This window comes from Pseudomonas sp. B7(2017) (assembly GCF_002112745.1).
GTDB lineage: Bacteria > Pseudomonadota > Gammaproteobacteria > Pseudomonadales > Pseudomonadaceae > Aquipseudomonas > Aquipseudomonas ekonensis.
In genome coordinates this window covers 656,992-672,113 of sequence record NZ_NEIP01000002.1, presented here as the reverse complement: position 1 = coordinate 672,113, position 15,122 = coordinate 656,992, and the positions used below count along the sequence as shown (strand labels likewise).

Here is a 15,122-nt window from a genome sequence, read left to right as displayed (position 1 = left end):
CCCCTGCCCCTCTCACCGCATCGCCCCCCCAACCCGCCTCAAGGCGCTGGCTTGCGCACATCGTCCCTGCGGCGCTGGTGGTGTTGATCCTGTGGCTGCCGTTCGGCTTCGCGCTGACCGGACTGATCGAAGAGTGGGACGTCCTGGGCCTGTTCATCAAACATGGCGTCTTCTTTTTCGCCGACACCTCCAGCCCGCTCGCGCCGCACGCCTTGAGGCCGCTGACGATCTTTCCCCACGCCCTGGCCTTTTGGCTGGACAGCAACTCCTTCTTCTACTGGCATGTCCTGCTGATGCTCGCGCTGGTGATCAAGGGCGCCTCCGTCAGCTACCTGATGGAGAAGCTGACGGGCAGCCTGAAGCTGGGCGTCATTGCCTGTGTGCTGGTCATCATCTACCCGGCCGACACGATGCAGCTCTCCTTCAGGGGCGTGCACGTCAACTGGGCCCTCAGCCTGGCCTTGCTGGGCAGCGCCATTTTCCTGCATGCACTGTCGCTCAAGCACAAGCTCCGCGCCTGCCTGTTCAGCGCCCTGGCCAGCGCCTTGTTCGCCTCCGCGTGCTTCATGTACGAGGCCTCGCTGCTGCTCGCCTGCATCCCGGCCCTGATGCTCTTTGCCCGGGACGGCCTGGTGACGACGCTGCGCCAGATCAGGCCGAAGCTGGCGGAGCACGCGATCTGGGTCGCCGGCCCCGCTGCCTATGTGATCTACGCCCTGCGCACATCCGCCGCGGTCAAGAGCTATCAGGCCGGCGTCGTCGGCACCGATCTGCTCTCGACGCTCAAGCTCACCTATCCGAAACTGTTCAGCGTCGGTCTGCTGCGCAGCACGCTGGGCGGGTGGTTCGACGCCCTGAGGATCACTGCCGAAGAGTTCGCCAACTACGGGTACGTCGTCGCGGCGAGCGCTGTCTTGTCCGTGGCCATCGTGGCGCTCCTGCGAAAGGACAACGCAAACCCGGCCGGCACCCGGAACACGTCCGCCCTGGCCTTCAACATCAGACTCGGCCTCACCGGCCTGACACTGATCCTGCTCGGCTACTTCCCTTTCCTGACCTCCTATTCCCACCTTGCGATCAGCCAGAGGACTTTTCTGTTCGCGACACCAGGCGCGGCCTTGCTGCTGGCGGCGATACTGAACGGCGGGTTCAGCCTCTCCAAAGCGCTGACCCGTGCGGCCATCGGCTTTTTCTTCATCACGGGCATTTCGTTTCAGCTCTATCAGTTCCATCACTACATCGAGATATCCCGGACGCAGACGGCCGTACTGAGCGACATCACCCGTCAGTTTGACGGGAACTCCGAAAACAAGACGTTGCTGATCCTCGATCACGGCAATCGGCTGAACCACAATTGGATGTTCATCAATGCAAGCCTGACGGGGGCGTTGTCGTTCCTGTACGACAAACCGATTTCGAACGTCCAGGTCTGCCACCTGCCGAGCAAGTATTGGCAGCGTTCGGACGAACTGGGCCGCAAAGGGCGATGCGTTGAAGGCGCACAGGACTGGACATTCGAGTATCCGACCCCGGTCAGCGGACCGGGCTTCCCCACCAGCCTCCAGCCTGCAAGCCTGGTGATACCGAAAGCATCGATCGTCACTGTGGAGATCGGCAAGACCGACGAGACGCCCCAGGACATCCGGACAGTCCCCAAAGGCGTAGCCGAAAAGCGCTACGAAAGCCTTATCGACTCACTGAATGCGAAGACACGCTTCATCCGCTTCAAGGACACCGTCACGACCGACCGGTACGACTGGACGTTCGGCAAATGGTGGAGCATGGAGATACCGACCCACGGCGCTGGCTGGCGCCAAGGGGAATGGGAAGTCAACAGCTTTCATCACCAAGCATTGGCCTGGAAAAGCGAGCGCTACTCAAGCCTCATCTTCCCGTTCAAGCCCAAAGACCAGCGCACCTACGAACTCAAGGGCCGATTCACGATCTTCGCCGGAAAAACCGACCGGAGCAGCATGAAGATTACGCTCAACGGTCAGCCGCTGGCGCTGCAGTGGAGTGCGGACGGCACGTTCTCGGCCACGATCGCACAGGGAGCGCTCAAAGACGGCGACAACCTCCTGGAGTTCGACTCACCGACCGACGACAGCTACTACGGCCTTGCCGCAAGGCTCGAAGGCATCCATATCGCCCGGCAGCCCTGATACCCCCACGGAACCTGCTCGCCGGCCGCTGAAACGCGTGCCGGCCGGCCAACGCCGGATCCTGTCGACCGAAGCCCGCCAGCGCGCTTCAGTCGGCAATCCCCGCAGCGCAGCTAGCGCTCCTCGACACCCAATTCCCGCGCAATGGATCTCACGACGAAGTCCGCCCCCCCGAGGGGTCAGATGAACGATGTCGAGATAGAAGGCATCACCGCTCGATGCCGACTCCCGCATGAGGCAACCTTCGTCATTGCACATTTTCTGTATGACCGAGATGTAGACGGCCCCGTCTGTCGGGCGTGGGTCGGGAGGTACTGTTCCGCCGCAGCGGTGTGGCTGTCCTGGCCGCCTTCGGTTCAACCGGCGGCCGGGCCGGCGCTATCGTTCGCAAACCTTGCGATAGAGCGCCGCGTAGGCGGCGACCATCGTGTCGGCCGAAAAGACGGACTCGTAGCGGTGCATTGCGCGCCTGCCCATGCCTTCGGCCAACTCGGTGTCCTGCCACAGGGTGTTCATCGCCGCCGCCAGCGACTGAGCGTCGCGTGGAGGCACCACCAGCCCCGTTTCGCCGGCGATGTTGATGAATGTGGTGCCGGAACCCATTTCGCACGAAATGAGCGGCTTGCCGTACATGGCAGCCTCCAGCAGGGAAATGCCGAAGGACTCCGAACGCAGGTGCGAAGGGAAGACGAACGCGTGGCAAAGCGTGAGCAGCGCCGCCTTGTCCTCGTCGCCCAGCCCTCCCAGGAAGCGCACATTGGAAAGCCCGAGGCGCTGCGCCTGCGCCTTCAGCTCGGCCTCCTCATGGCCGCCGCCGAGGATCACCACCGGCAAGCCGGTGATCCTGGCCGCCTCCAGCAAGTAGTCCAGGCCTTTGTAGTAGCGCAACGCCCCCACAAAGAGAAAGAACTTCTCGCCGACCATTCGCCGCCACTCGGCGAGCTTCGCCTCGGGAACGGCCGGATAGGTGGCCCGGTCCAGCCCGTAGGGAATGATTTCGACCTTGTCACGGAAGCGGGACAGCACCGGGCTGCTCTGCGCATAGTTCGGCGAAGAGGCGACGATGCTGTCGACGCTGGACAGGAAGCGGTTCATCAGCGGCTGGTAGAGCTTGAGCAGGGTCTTCTGCTTGACGATGTCGGAGTGGTAGCTGACCACCGCCGGCTTGCCGTGGCGGGTCGCGAAATGCACCAGGTCCATGAAGGGCCACGGAAAGTGGTAGTGCACCACGTCGGCCTTTTTCGCCAGCTGCGAAAAGTCCTTGAAGGCCGACAGCGAGAACCCGGTGGACGCGACGTGCAGGTCCAGTTTCGAACGGTGGGTGATGTGATTGCCCACCGTTTCGCCACGGGCGGCCCCCCGCTCGCTCAGGTAAAGCACCTCGGAGGAAAAGCCGTGGCCGGCGCCGCCCTGGGCGATCTGGAAAATGACCTGTTCGATCCCGCCCATCGTTTCCGGGTAGTAGGTCTTGAAGAAGTGCAGAACCTTGATCATTTTCCGTCGACGACCCTTCGATAGACCTGTTGGGTTTCCCGGGCGCAGCGCTCCCAGGAAAACCCTTGGGCGTGCTGAATGCCTTTGGCCACCGCGATGCCGCGCCAGGCCTCGTCGACCAGGCCCCGCTCCAGCAGCCGGGTCAACTCGTCGATGTCCATCGGTGCGCACATCAACGCCGCGTCGCCGGCCACTTCCGGCAGCGAAGAACTGTTGGAGCACACCACCGGCACGCCGGAACTCATGGCTTCGAGCACCGGCAAGCCGAACCCTTCATAGTGCGACGGGAAAGCGAACAGACGCGCGCCGGCGAACAGCAGGGGAAGATCCTCGCTCGGCACGAATCCGAGGTAATGGGCCCAGCCTTCGCGCCGAGCGGTTTCCAGCTTCTGGTGAATCACATCGCTGCGCCAGCCGTGGTAGCCCGTGAGGATCAGCGGCCAACGCGTGCGCACATCCACCGGCAGCCGGCTGTAGGCGTCCAGCAGCGTTTCGATGTTCTTGCGCGGTTCGATGGTGCCGACGAACAGCGAGTAACCGTTCGCCTTGAGGCCGTAACGGGCCAGTGCCGGCTCAAGCTCGGCAAGCGGCCTCGGGTAGAACTCAGGGGAACTGGCCAGCGGCACGGTGTGGATCCGTTCGATGGGCCAGTTAAAGTACTCGGCCAGCTCCCGGCGGGTGAATTCCGAATCGGTGATCAGCGCATCGGCCCTGGTCAACGTGGCCTTCAGCTCTTTCTGCAGGTAGCGCACCAGTTGCGGGGCGTGGCAATGGGCCCAGGTGAAGGGCGACAGGTCGTGGAACGTCGCCACGCTGCGCCCGGCGAAGGGCGGCAGATAGTAATTGGGGCTGTGGTACAGGAAATCGCCGTGGCCCTTGAGCGCCGCCTTGCGCAGCATCGGCATCAGCAGCCGGTAGGCCTCGACGGCGAGGAAGTTTTTCTGCACCGCACGCTTCAGGCCATAACCGCTGCCGGACTCGTCGGCGGCCGTGGGCAGTTCTGGCAAAAAGCGTCGACCGGCAAAGAACTGCAGGTCTGAAATGTCTGAACTCTGCCGAAGCCTCAGCGCAAGTTCGTAGGTATAGCGACCGATGCCGGTCAGCGGAAAGCGGATCGGCTCAACAGACAGGATTAGCTTCATTTAGTCCGCCGAAAGCATCCAGCTCAACGTTTCATCCAGCGCCGGCGTCTCCCACCCCTTCACCAGTTCACGGAGCCGGGTGTTGTCGCCGCACAGGATCTTCACCTCATTGGCCCGGACGAAGGCCGGATTCACTTCGACTTCGATGCTGTGGCCGGTGAAGGCCGAACACATATCGATGACTTCGCGAAGGGAATGGCTCTTGCCCGAACTGACGTTGACGGTCTGCCCCAACGGCCTGGCTTCGATCAAGCCGCGGTAGGCCTTGACCACCGCGCGGACATCGCTGAAGTCCCGGGAGACGTCGAGGTTGCCCAGTTCGATCTTGTCGGCGCGCCGACGGAAATGCGCGACGATCTTGGGCAACAGGAAACTGTCGGCCTGACCGACGCCCGTGTAGTTGAACGGCCGGGCAATCACGATCGGAAGACGGTCGAACCAGAGGCGGGCCATGTACTCCATCGCCAGCTTGCTGACCGCGTAATCGTTGGCCGGCGCCGGAAGCGTCGCTTCACTGAGCAAGCCGGTGGAGGCATTGCCGTAGACGTTCGCGCTGCTGGCCAGCAGCACGCAGTCAGGCACCTTGCCGCAGGCCGCGATCGCTTCCAGCAGGTGACGGGTTCCGATCAGGTTGACCCGATAGAACGTGTCGGCGGCGCCATGCCCGACGAAGGCCAGCGCCGCCAGATGGATCACGACATCCGGTTGAATGGTTGCCAGCAACTCGCGCAGTGCGGAGCCATCCGCCAGATCGGCTTGAAAGTACCCGGGCTCGTCGGAGGGCTGGGTACCCAGCCCGAACACTTCATAGCCGCCAGCCTTGAGCTCGGCGGCCATGTAACGCCCGGTGAAACCTTGAACTCCTGTAATCAGCGCTCGTTTACCGGCAATACTCATCAGAAGGAAAATCCTTTCTCATTTCGACGCAGGTCAGCCTCGACCATCATGCGGCACAGCTCTTCCAGGGTGGTCTTCGGTTCCCAGCCCAGGGTGGCCTTGGCCTTGGCCGGGTTGCCGATCAGCAGCTCGACTTCCGCCGGACGGTAGTACTTAGGATTAATGCTCACCAGCACCTTGCCGGTCGCGGCGTCGGTGCCCTGCTCGTCTTCGGCCGAACCGCTCCAGGCCAGGTCGATGCCGACGGCCTTGAACGCCATGGTGACGAAGTCGCGCACGGTTTCAGTGCGGTTGGTGGCCAACACGAAGGTATCCGGCTCGTCGGCCTGCAGCATGCGCCACATGCCTTCCACGTATTCCTTGGCGAAGCCCCAGTCGCGCTTGGCGTCGAGGTTGCCCAGCTCCAGCTTGTCCAGCAGGCCCAGCTTGATCTTGGCCACGGAGTCGGTGATCTTGCGGGTCACGAACTCACGGCCGCGCAGCGGCGACTCGTGGTTGAACAGGATGCCGCTGGTGGCGAAGATGCCGTAGGACTCGCGGTAGTTGATGGTCATCCAGTGGGCGTACAGCTTGGCCACACCGTACGGGCTGCGCGGATAGAAAGGCGTGCTTTCGATCTGCGGGATCGCCTGGACCTTGCCGAACATCTCGGAGGTCGACGCCTGGTAGAAGCGCACTTTCGGGTTGACGATCCGGATGGCTTCCAGGAGGTTCACGCAGCCCATGCCGGTGATGTCGCCGGTGGTCAGGGGCTGGTCAAAGGACACGCCTACGAAACTCTGGGCCGCGAGGTTGTAGACCTCGGTCGCGCCGGTGGTCTGGAGCAGACGGATGCTGGCCGACAGGTCGGTCAGGTCGTACTCGACCAGGTGCAGCTCAGGGTGCTTGTCGATGCCAAGCTCCTCGATGCGCCAGAAGTTGACAGAACTGGTCCGGCGGTAGGTGCCATACACCGTGTAGCCCTTTTCCAGCAGCAGTTCCGCCAGGTAGGCGCCGTCTTGCCCAGTAATGCCGGTAACGATAGCTTTCATGCGAATCCTCTAAACTCCATTTGAGCGCCTAGTCAGCAGGCTCTGTTGTGTCGTGTGCGCCATTGGGCTCCGGTCGGCAGAGCCGCAAATTCTTGCAGATCATACAGAATGCGGCCCGGAACGACGATACCCAACCGACCGACAATACGTGTCAGGTCCTTTCCCGTCGCCGCCGGAGAAACCATTGCCCGATGCTGCACAAGGCGTCCGTTCGGTTTTCTCGCCTGCCGGGCGTTACCTTGAAAATTCAATCACTTGAGGGTTTCCGACCGAAGGCCCCGATCTTGCCCCGCCGACTGTAAAGAAAAGATGTAGAAAAGGTGACACTCCCCGCCCCCCAGCCTAAAATGGCGTGTTTTTTTGATCAATAATCTGGTGCTCTTAATGCGCAATGGTTCAGTAAGTATCGCCGTGTCGGACATCATCGCCGCGACAAGGCGGTACGCTTTGGTAGGGACGCTAGGCTGGCAAGACGTGCGACAGCGCTACAGGAGGTCCGCGCTCGGCCCCTTCTGGCTGACCATCAGCATGGGCGTGATGATCGGCACCATCGGCGTGGTGTTCGGCCAGATCTTCAATTCCCCGATGCAGGAGTTCCTTCCGTTCCTGGCCATCGGCATGATCCTCTGGAGCTTCATGTCGACCGTGGTCACCGAAGGCTGCACCGGCTTCATCGCCGCCGAGGGCATCATCAAGCAACTGCCCATTCCCCTGTTCACCCACATCCTGCGCATGATCTGGCGCAACATCCTGATCCTGGGGCACAACATCGTCATTTTCCCGCTCGTGCTGCTGGCCGTCGGCAAGCCGTTGACCTGGCTCGCCCTGATCAGCATTCCGGGCTTCATCCTCGCATTGGTCAACCTGACCTGGATCGCCTTGCTGCTGGGCATCCTCTGCGCCCGCTACCGCGACCTGCCGCAGATCGTCGGCAGCCTGCTGCAAGTGGTGTTCTACCTCACCCCGATCATGTGGATGCCGAGCCTGCTGCCGCAGCGCGCCGGGCTTTACCTGCTCGACCTCAACCCGGTCTACCACGTCATCTCCGTGGTCCGCTCCCCGCTGATCGGACAGATGCCGACCGCCACCAACTGGTGGTTCTCCGTGAGCATGGCCGTGATCGGCTGGATCGTCGCCCTCATGGTGTATGGCCGCTACAAGCGCCGCATCGCTTACTGGCTCTGAGAAGAACTCCCAATGTCCTTGATCGAATTCAATAACGTCAGCGTGGATTTCCCGATCTACAACGCCAACGGCCGTTCCCTGAAGAAACGCCTGATCCAGGTGGCCACCGGCGGGCAACTCGGCGCCGACCAGCAGGGCCGCGTCATCGTCCGGGCCCTCGAAGGCCTCACGTTCACCTTGCGCGACGGCGACCGGGTCGGCCTGCTCGGCCACAACGGCGCCGGCAAGAGCACCCTGCTGCGCCTGCTCAGCAGCGTCTACGAACCGTCCTCCGGCACCGCCCGGATCGACGGCGAGATCGGCTCCCTGATCGACATTTCCCTGGGCACCGACCCGGAAGCCACCGGCCGGGAAAACATCTACCTGCGCGGCGCCATCCTCGGCATGACCAAGGCGCAGATCACCGAAAAGCTCGACGAGATCATCGAGTTCTCCGAGCTGGGCGACTTCGTCGACATGCCGATCCGCACCTATTCTTCGGGCATGCACCTGCGGCTGGCGTTCGCGGTGTCGACCACGATCAAGCCGGAAATCCTGCTGATGGACGAATGGCTGTCGGTCGGCGACGAAGGCTTCAAGCACAAGGCCGAAATCCGCATGAACGAACTGGTGAAGTCGACCAACATCCTGGTGATCGCCAGCCACTCGCGCGAACTGGTCATGCACACCTGCAACCGGGTGCTGTGGCTGGAGCACGGCAAGATCAAGATGGACGGCGACCCGGCGACCGTCACCGCTGCGTACTTCGGAGGCTGAAGCCAGTGAACAGCATCAAGCGCAACGGCGTTGACATCGCAATGGCATTCACTTCGGCGTCCAGGCGCATGCGGATCGCTGCAGTCGTCCAGCCTGTCGCAGCCGCACCGGCCGACATCGCCGAGGCAGCCGTCCACAGCGTGGGCGATGTCGCCGGCGGCGCCCGAACGAGGATCAGCACGATGTTACGACACCAGATCAAACGAGTGCTTCGACGACTGGCCCGCAGCGCCTATCGCGCGACCAAGCCTTTCGCGCGTCCAGTGCTCTTTCGTGTACGCAGCTATTTCACCAGCGCCCTGCGCGAGGAAATGCAGCAGCAGTTCGCCAGGCTGCAGGAACATCAGCAAGAGCAAACCCGGCAAATCATGCAGGAGCTCCAACGCCTGGCGAATGCGGCCAATGTTCAGACCTCGCTCTCTCGCAAACTCATTGCCGAGCAGCTCCCCCTGGAGAAGGCCGGACCGCAGCTGGACCGCATCGAGCACTACTCGCTCATCGACGTCAACCGCGTCGCCATCAACTCCGGATCCGACGAGACCCTGGTGAAGTCGGCTGTCGGCTATGTCCTGTGCGGCGCCAAGGACCATGCCCTTCTGGCCAACCTGATGGAAGCCGGGGAGCTGGAGCCCGGAACCCGAAAGCTCATTGAACGGCTCGTCCGCCCGGGCGACACCTACATCGATGTCGGCGCCAATATCGGCATGCATTCGATCGCGGCGGCCCGGGCGATGGCGGGACGCGGCAAGGTCATCGCCTTCGAGCCGTTCGAACCCACCCGCAAAATGCTCGAAAGGAACCTGTGGCTCAACGGCTTCTCCGAGATCAGCGAAGTTTCCCACTACGCCCTGTCGGACACCACGGGCACCCACAAGCTGCACCTGGGTGCCACCAGCGGCCACCACTCGCTCTACGAACTCGAGACCCCGTCGTTCTCGTCTGCGGCATCGGTCGACATCTCAACGACCACCCTGGATGAGTTCCTGCCCGAACTCCAGACCGCGCGGCTGCTGAAGCTCGATGCGGAAGGGGCCGAGATCGATATCGTCAAAGGCGCAAAACGTCTGCTTTCGACCAACCCGCACATGTTCATCATCGTCGAGCTTGGCCTGTCCCACCTGAAACGGAACTCGATCGCGCTCGAAGACTGGCTGCGACATTTCACCGCCCTGGGGCTAGCCTTCAACGTCGTCAACGACCAAACCGGCGATCTCGAAGACTGGTCGGCCGAACGGCTGTCCCAGGCCGAGTCCGTCAACCTGCTTTTCACCTCCCCCGAATCAATGCAAGCCGCAAGGACGCAAGCATGAAGACCGAAGTCATCGTCATAGGCGCCGGCGGGCATGCCAAGGTCTGCATCGAACTGCTGCAGGCCCAGGGCGACACCGTCGCCTGCTGCGTCGGCAATCCGGACAGCCCGGACACCTGCGTGGGCATCCCCGTGCTGAAAAGTGACGACCACCTGTCCGCGCTCTTCAATGAAGGCTATCGGCGGGTGTTCGTCGCCATCGGCGCAAACGCCGTCCGAAACAAGCTCGCCGCCAAGGCCACCGCCCTGGGCTTCACGCTGGTCAACGCCGTCAGCCCGGCCGCCACCGTTTCGCCCTCGGCCCGGCTTGGCGCAGGGGTCGCCGTGATGGCGGGCGCCGTGATCAATGCCGAGGCGACGATAGCCGACCTCTGCATCGTCAACACCGGCGCCACCATCGACCATGACTGCGTCCTGGGCCAGGCCGTCCACATCGCCCCCCAGTGCGCACTGGCGGGCAACGTCCAGGTCGGCGACCTCAGTTTCGTCGGCGTAGGCAGCAAGATCATTCCGGAGATTCGCATCGGCGAGTCTTCCATGGTAGGCGCCGGCAGCGTCGTCATTTCCAATGTCGGTTCGGCAGTCACGGTTGTGGGCGTGCCGGCCAAAGCTTTAAACAAATTTTGAAGGAAGAGACATGAAACGTATTTCCGTTGCACAACCGAAGCTTGCCGGAAACGAGCGCAAGTACGTACTCGATTGCCTGGACACCAACTGGATTTCCTCCAACGGCAAGTACATCACCGCCTTCGAAGAAAGCTTTGCGGCCTTCTGCGGGGTCAAGCACGCGATCGCGACCAACAACGGCACCACCGCCCTGCACCTGGCGCTGGTCGTGCTCGACCTGCAGCCCGGCGACGAAGTCATCATTCCGACCGTGACGTACATCGCGACCGCGAACGCCGTCCGCTACTGCGGCGCCACCCCGGTGCTGGTGGATGTGTGCGCCGATACGATGAACATCGATCCGCAGACCATCGAAAGCAAGATCACCTCCAAGACCAAGGGCATCATCCCGGTGCACCTCTACGGCCATCCGGCGCAGATGGACGTGATCAACGACATCGCCCGCAAACACAACCTGTGGGTCGTCGAAGACGCCGCCGAAGCCCACGGCGCCGAGGTCAAGGGCAGCAAGGTCGGCAGTCTCGGCACGTGCGCGACCTTCAGCTTCTTCGGCAACAAGATCGTGACCACCGGCGAAGGCGGCATGGTCACCACCAACGACGATGCGCTGGCCGCCAAGCTGCGCCTGTTCCGCGGCCAGGGCATGGATCCGAACCGTCGCTACTGGTTCCCGGTGATCGGCTACAACTACCGCATGACCAACATCCAGGCCGCCATCGGCCTGGCCCAGATGGAAGGCATCGCCACCTCGCTGGCAGACCGCGAACAGATCGCCAACTGGTACGACGAGGCGCTGGCCGACCTCAAGGACAAGATCGTCCTGCCTACCGAGGCGGCCTGGGCCAAGCAGGTGTTCTGGATGTACAACATCTTCCTGGCTGACGGCGACGAGCACAAACGCGACGCCGTCATGCAGAAGCTGGACGCGATGGGCATCGAGACCCGGCCGGTGTTCTACCCGATGCACGTCCTGCCGCCCTACAAGGAAGACGGCATCTATCCGGTGGCGGATCTGTGGTCCGGCCGCGGCATCAACCTGCCGACCCACCAGGACCTGACCCGCGAAGACATCATCAGGATCGCGGCCAGCTTGCGTGAGGTCTTGGCGGCCTGATGAAAATCGCCCTTTGCTCTTCATTCGTCCCTTTCATCAAGGGCGGCGGAAGAAACATCGTCGACTGGCTGGCTTCGACCCTGATCGAAGCCGGACATCAGGTGGAGGTCGTGTACCTTCCGGAGTACGACGCTCCGCCCGACATCCTGTTCCAGCAGATGATGGCGTTGCGCTGGGTGGACCTGCAGGCGGCGGACCGGGTCATCTGCTTCCGCCCTCAGGCGCACCTGATACCGCACCCGCACAAGATTCTGTGGTTCATTCACCACATCCGCACCTTCTACGACCTGTGGGACACCCCGTACCGGGACTTTCCCGACAACGCCGAGAACCGGGCGATCCGCCAATCCCTGATGGAGGTGGACACCCTGGCGATGGGTGAAGCGAAGACCGTGTTCAGCAACTCGAAAGTCGTCTCCCAACGCCTCAAGACCTACAACGGCATCGACAGCGAAGTCCTGTATCCGCCGGTCTTTCAGCCGGAGCGCTTTTTCTGCGCCGGGTACAACGACGAGATCGTCTACATCTGCCGCCTGGAGCACTACAAGCGCCAGCACCTGCTCATCGAGGCGTTGAGCTACACCACCACGCCGGTTCGCCTGCGCATCCTGGGAACGGGCGCGAGCCCGGACTACGGCAACGCCCTCCGGCAGGCGATCGAGACCTGCAACGTCGCGGGCCGGGTCACGCTGGAAGACCGCTGGATCAGCGAGGAGGAGAAGGTGGAGCATCTGTCGCAGTGCCTGGCCGCCGCCTATCTGCCGCTGGACGAAGACTCCTACGGATACCCCAGCCTGGAAGCCAGCCACGCGCAGAAGCCGATCCTCACGACCTCGGACTCCGGCGGCGTGCTGGAGCTGGTCCAGGACGGGCACAACGGCTACGTCGCCGAACCGACCCCCGAATCCCTGGCCGACGCCATGGACAAACTCTACCGGGACAAGAACGTGACCCAAACCATGGGCAGGAATGCCAGTCAGCGGCTGGTCGACCTGAAGATCTCCTGGACACAGGTTCTGGAGCGTCTTCTGGCATGAAAGTATTGATCGTGAACAACATGGCGCCCTTCATCTGGGGGGGCGCGGAAGAGCTGGCCGTCAATCTGCAGAAGAACCTGACCGTCGCCGGGCATGACGCGGAAATCCTGCGGATCCCCTTCCAATGGGAGCCGGCCACCCGCATCCCGTCGCAGATGCTGTTGGCGCGGACGCTGGAGATCGCCAATACCGATCATGTCATCGCCCTGAAGTTTCCGGCGTACCTGGTGCGCCACCACCGCAAATCGCTGTGGCTGCTGCACCAGTACCGGCAAGCCTATGACCTGTACGATGCGGGCCAGACCAACCTGCCCCCAGGCGAGACCGGAGCGGACATCCGCAAAGCCATCGCCCATGCCGACAACGAGACCTTCGCGCAGAGCCGGCACATCTACACCAACTCGGAAGTCACCCGACAGCGCCTGCTCAAGTACAACGGCTTCGACTCCAAAGTGCTGCTTCCGCCCGTCAACGACCCGGAAGCCTTCACCGGCGGCGAAGACGACGGCTACATTTTCGCGGGCGGCCGGGTCAACGGCATGAAACGCCAGTACCTGCTGCTGCAAGCCCTGGCCAAAGCCGACCGGCGCGTGAAAATGATCATTGCCGGCCCGCCCGAAACGCCTGCCGACACACAGCAACTGCATGCGATCATCGAGCAGTTCGGCCTGCAGGACCGCGTCAGGCTCGACCTGCGCTTCCTGCCTCGCGCGACCTACGTGGACTACGTCAACCGTGCGCTGGCCGTTGCCTACATTCCGTTCGACGAAGACTCGTTGGGTTACGTCAGCATGGAAGCGGCGACCGCCCGCAAGGCATTGATCACGACCACCGACAGCGGCGGGATCCTCGGCCTGGTGGTGCCCGGCGAAACCGGATGGCGGGCAGAGCCGTCGGCGGAGAGCCTGGCGCAAGCGATGAACGCCGCTTACGAGAACAGGGCCAGGACCCGACAGTACGGGGAAGGGGCACAGACGCTGTGGAACAGCCTGGGCATCAATTGGCCGGAGACGGTCGAGGCACTGATCAAATGAAACTTGTCATGTTCACGCCGGCCGTCAAGACGTCGGCCATCGGCCGGATGACCCGGCTCGTCGTCCGCCAGCTCCTGGCCCAGCAACACCAGGTCGTGGTGGTCCGCACCGAAAGCCAGCACGTCACGGTCGACGAGCTGCACGACTTCGGCTGCACCGTGCTGCCATGGACCGACGAAGCCCAAGTCGCCCGGGAAATCGAAGCGGCCGACGAATGCGTCTATCAGATCGGCAACAGCTACGAGTTCCATGAAGGCGGCATCGCCTGGCTGACCAAGGCTCCCGGCGTCGTCTGCCTGCACGACTTCTTTCTCGGGCATCTGTTTTTCGGCTGGTCGCAGAACCGGCGCGAAGAGGCGGTCAGGATCCTGGAGCAGTGGTATGGAAACGCCGTTGCGCAGGGGTACTTCCAGATCCATGACGGTTCGGTCTTCATCAGCCAGACCCTCAACGAAGCCCCGCTCACCGAGTGGATCAGCTCGATGGCCAGCACCGTGATCACCCACAGCAATTGGGGTTGCGAGCGCGTGCTGGCGGCCTGTGCCGGCCCGGTCTACGTGACGCCGCTGGCCTACGACGCCCCCGGCGCCACAGGCAACGACGGGCACACCGGCGGTGACCGTCTGAATGTCCTGACCATCGGCCACGTCAACCCCAACAAGCGGGTCGAACGCTGCATCCAGGCCATCGCCGAAAGCCCTTCACTGCGGGCGAACGTCCGTTACCGACTGGTCGGCGCCATCCTTCCGGAAACGGAAAAACGACTGTCCGAGCTGGCGCTCGACAGCGGCGTCGAGCTGATCATCTCCAACGAGGTCGATGACGCGGCGCTGTCCGAAGCCATCCGCGAAGCGGATGTCATCAGTTGCCTGCGCTGGCCCAGCCTGGAGGCCGCCTCCGCCTCGGCCATCGAAGCGATGCTCTACGGCAAGGCCACGATCGTCACGGACACCGGCTTCTACAGTGAGCTGCCCGACGCGTGCGTCCTGAAGATATCGGCGGACAATGAAGTGGAGGACCTGAAACGGATCTTCCTTTCGCTCCACGAGGACCGGACATCGGCCAATGCCATCGGGCAGCGGGCACAAGCGTGGGCACGGGAAACGTTCACGGCCGAAAACTACGCACAGAAGCTGGAGCTGGCAGTCGGCGCTTCGCTTCGGGCGAAGGTGCTGCTCAAGGCCGTCGATCACTTTTCAGGCATCATCGAACAATGGTCGGCCAACCCTGCCCTGCTGGCGACGGCGGACATTCAGGCGCCGCTGAGCGTGTTCAACACCAACACCATCGTCTAGGTCTCGCGGCGCAGGCCCGGATCGCCGGGCCTGCGCCAC

General features: G+C 62.8%; 13 protein-coding genes. 9 read left to right on the top strand and 4 right to left on the bottom strand.

Translation table 11 applies throughout. From position 1 onward, the window contains the following. Positions 1-2,162 (top strand): hypothetical protein (locus tag CAG29_RS28445; RefSeq protein ID WP_170930448.1); only part of this gene is annotated, 2,162 nt, incomplete at its 5' end. Between the two features lie 378 nt (positions 2,163-2,540). On the opposite strand, the gene CAG29_RS06550 is transcribed toward CAG29_RS28445, so the two are convergent. From CAG29_RS06550 to gmd, 4 genes are read right to left on the bottom strand one after another with little or no spacing between them, the layout of a single operon-like run. Continuing rightward, positions 2,541-3,656: a glycosyltransferase family 4 protein gene (locus tag CAG29_RS06550; RefSeq protein ID WP_085578025.1), complete on the bottom strand. Its 1,116-nt coding sequence runs from the start codon at positions 3,654-3,656 to the stop codon at positions 2,541-2,543. Then, a complete protein-coding gene (locus CAG29_RS06545; protein ID WP_085629777.1) occupies positions 3,653-4,798 on the bottom strand; it encodes a glycosyltransferase family 1 protein in 1,146 nt (381 codons plus the stop codon). The genes CAG29_RS06550 and CAG29_RS06545 overlap by 4 nt, the downstream gene beginning before the upstream one ends. After that, a complete protein-coding gene (locus tag CAG29_RS06540) occupies positions 4,799-5,695 on the bottom strand; it encodes a GDP-mannose 4,6-dehydratase (protein WP_085578027.1) in 897 nt (298 codons plus the stop codon). Then, a complete protein-coding gene (gene gmd / locus CAG29_RS06535; protein ID WP_085578028.1) occupies positions 5,695-6,726 on the bottom strand; it encodes a GDP-mannose 4,6-dehydratase in 1,032 nt (343 codons plus the stop codon). Before gmd ends, CAG29_RS06540 begins: the two co-directional genes overlap by 1 nt. Positions 6,727-7,110: 384 nt before the next feature. Between gmd and CAG29_RS06530 the strand changes: the two genes are divergently transcribed. From CAG29_RS06530 to CAG29_RS06495, 8 genes are read left to right on the top strand one after another with little or no spacing between them, the layout of a single operon-like run. Continuing rightward, positions 7,111-7,911, top strand: coding sequence for an ABC transporter permease (locus CAG29_RS06530; RefSeq protein WP_085578029.1), 801 nt, complete (start codon positions 7,111-7,113; stop codon positions 7,909-7,911). Between the two features lie 12 nt (positions 7,912-7,923). Next, complete coding sequence (locus CAG29_RS06525) at positions 7,924-8,667, top strand: ABC transporter ATP-binding protein (protein WP_085578030.1); 744 nt, start codon at positions 7,924-7,926, stop codon at positions 8,665-8,667. Between the two features lie 5 nt (positions 8,668-8,672). Further along, on the top strand, positions 8,673-9,977 hold the full coding sequence (locus CAG29_RS06520; protein WP_085629773.1) for an FkbM family methyltransferase: 1,305 nt from the start codon (positions 8,673-8,675) through the stop codon (positions 9,975-9,977). Then, the gene (locus tag CAG29_RS06515; protein WP_085578032.1) at positions 9,974-10,603 is read left to right on the top strand and encodes an acetyltransferase; all 630 of its coding nucleotides are present in this window, start codon (positions 9,974-9,976) and stop codon (positions 10,601-10,603) included. The genes CAG29_RS06520 and CAG29_RS06515 overlap by 4 nt, the downstream gene beginning before the upstream one ends. A 10-nt stretch (positions 10,604-10,613) precedes the next feature. Then, positions 10,614-11,717 (top strand): DegT/DnrJ/EryC1/StrS aminotransferase family protein, encoded by a 1,104-nt coding sequence (locus tag CAG29_RS06510; protein WP_085578033.1) that lies wholly within the window; start codon positions 10,614-10,616, stop codon positions 11,715-11,717. After that, a complete protein-coding gene (locus CAG29_RS06505) occupies positions 11,717-12,754 on the top strand; it encodes a glycosyltransferase family 4 protein (RefSeq protein WP_085694002.1) in 1,038 nt (345 codons plus the stop codon). The genes CAG29_RS06510 and CAG29_RS06505 overlap by 1 nt, the downstream gene beginning before the upstream one ends. Further along, positions 12,751-13,788, top strand: a complete 1,038-nt coding sequence (locus CAG29_RS06500) for a glycosyltransferase family 4 protein (protein ID WP_085578035.1) — start codon at positions 12,751-12,753, stop codon at positions 13,786-13,788. The genes CAG29_RS06505 and CAG29_RS06500 overlap by 4 nt, the downstream gene beginning before the upstream one ends. 8 nt (positions 13,789-13,796) lie before the next feature. Then, on the top strand, positions 13,797-15,083 hold the full coding sequence (locus CAG29_RS06495) for a glycosyltransferase (protein ID WP_170930364.1): 1,287 nt from the start codon (positions 13,797-13,799) through the stop codon (positions 15,081-15,083). Positions 15,084-15,122 lie beyond the last annotated feature (39 nt).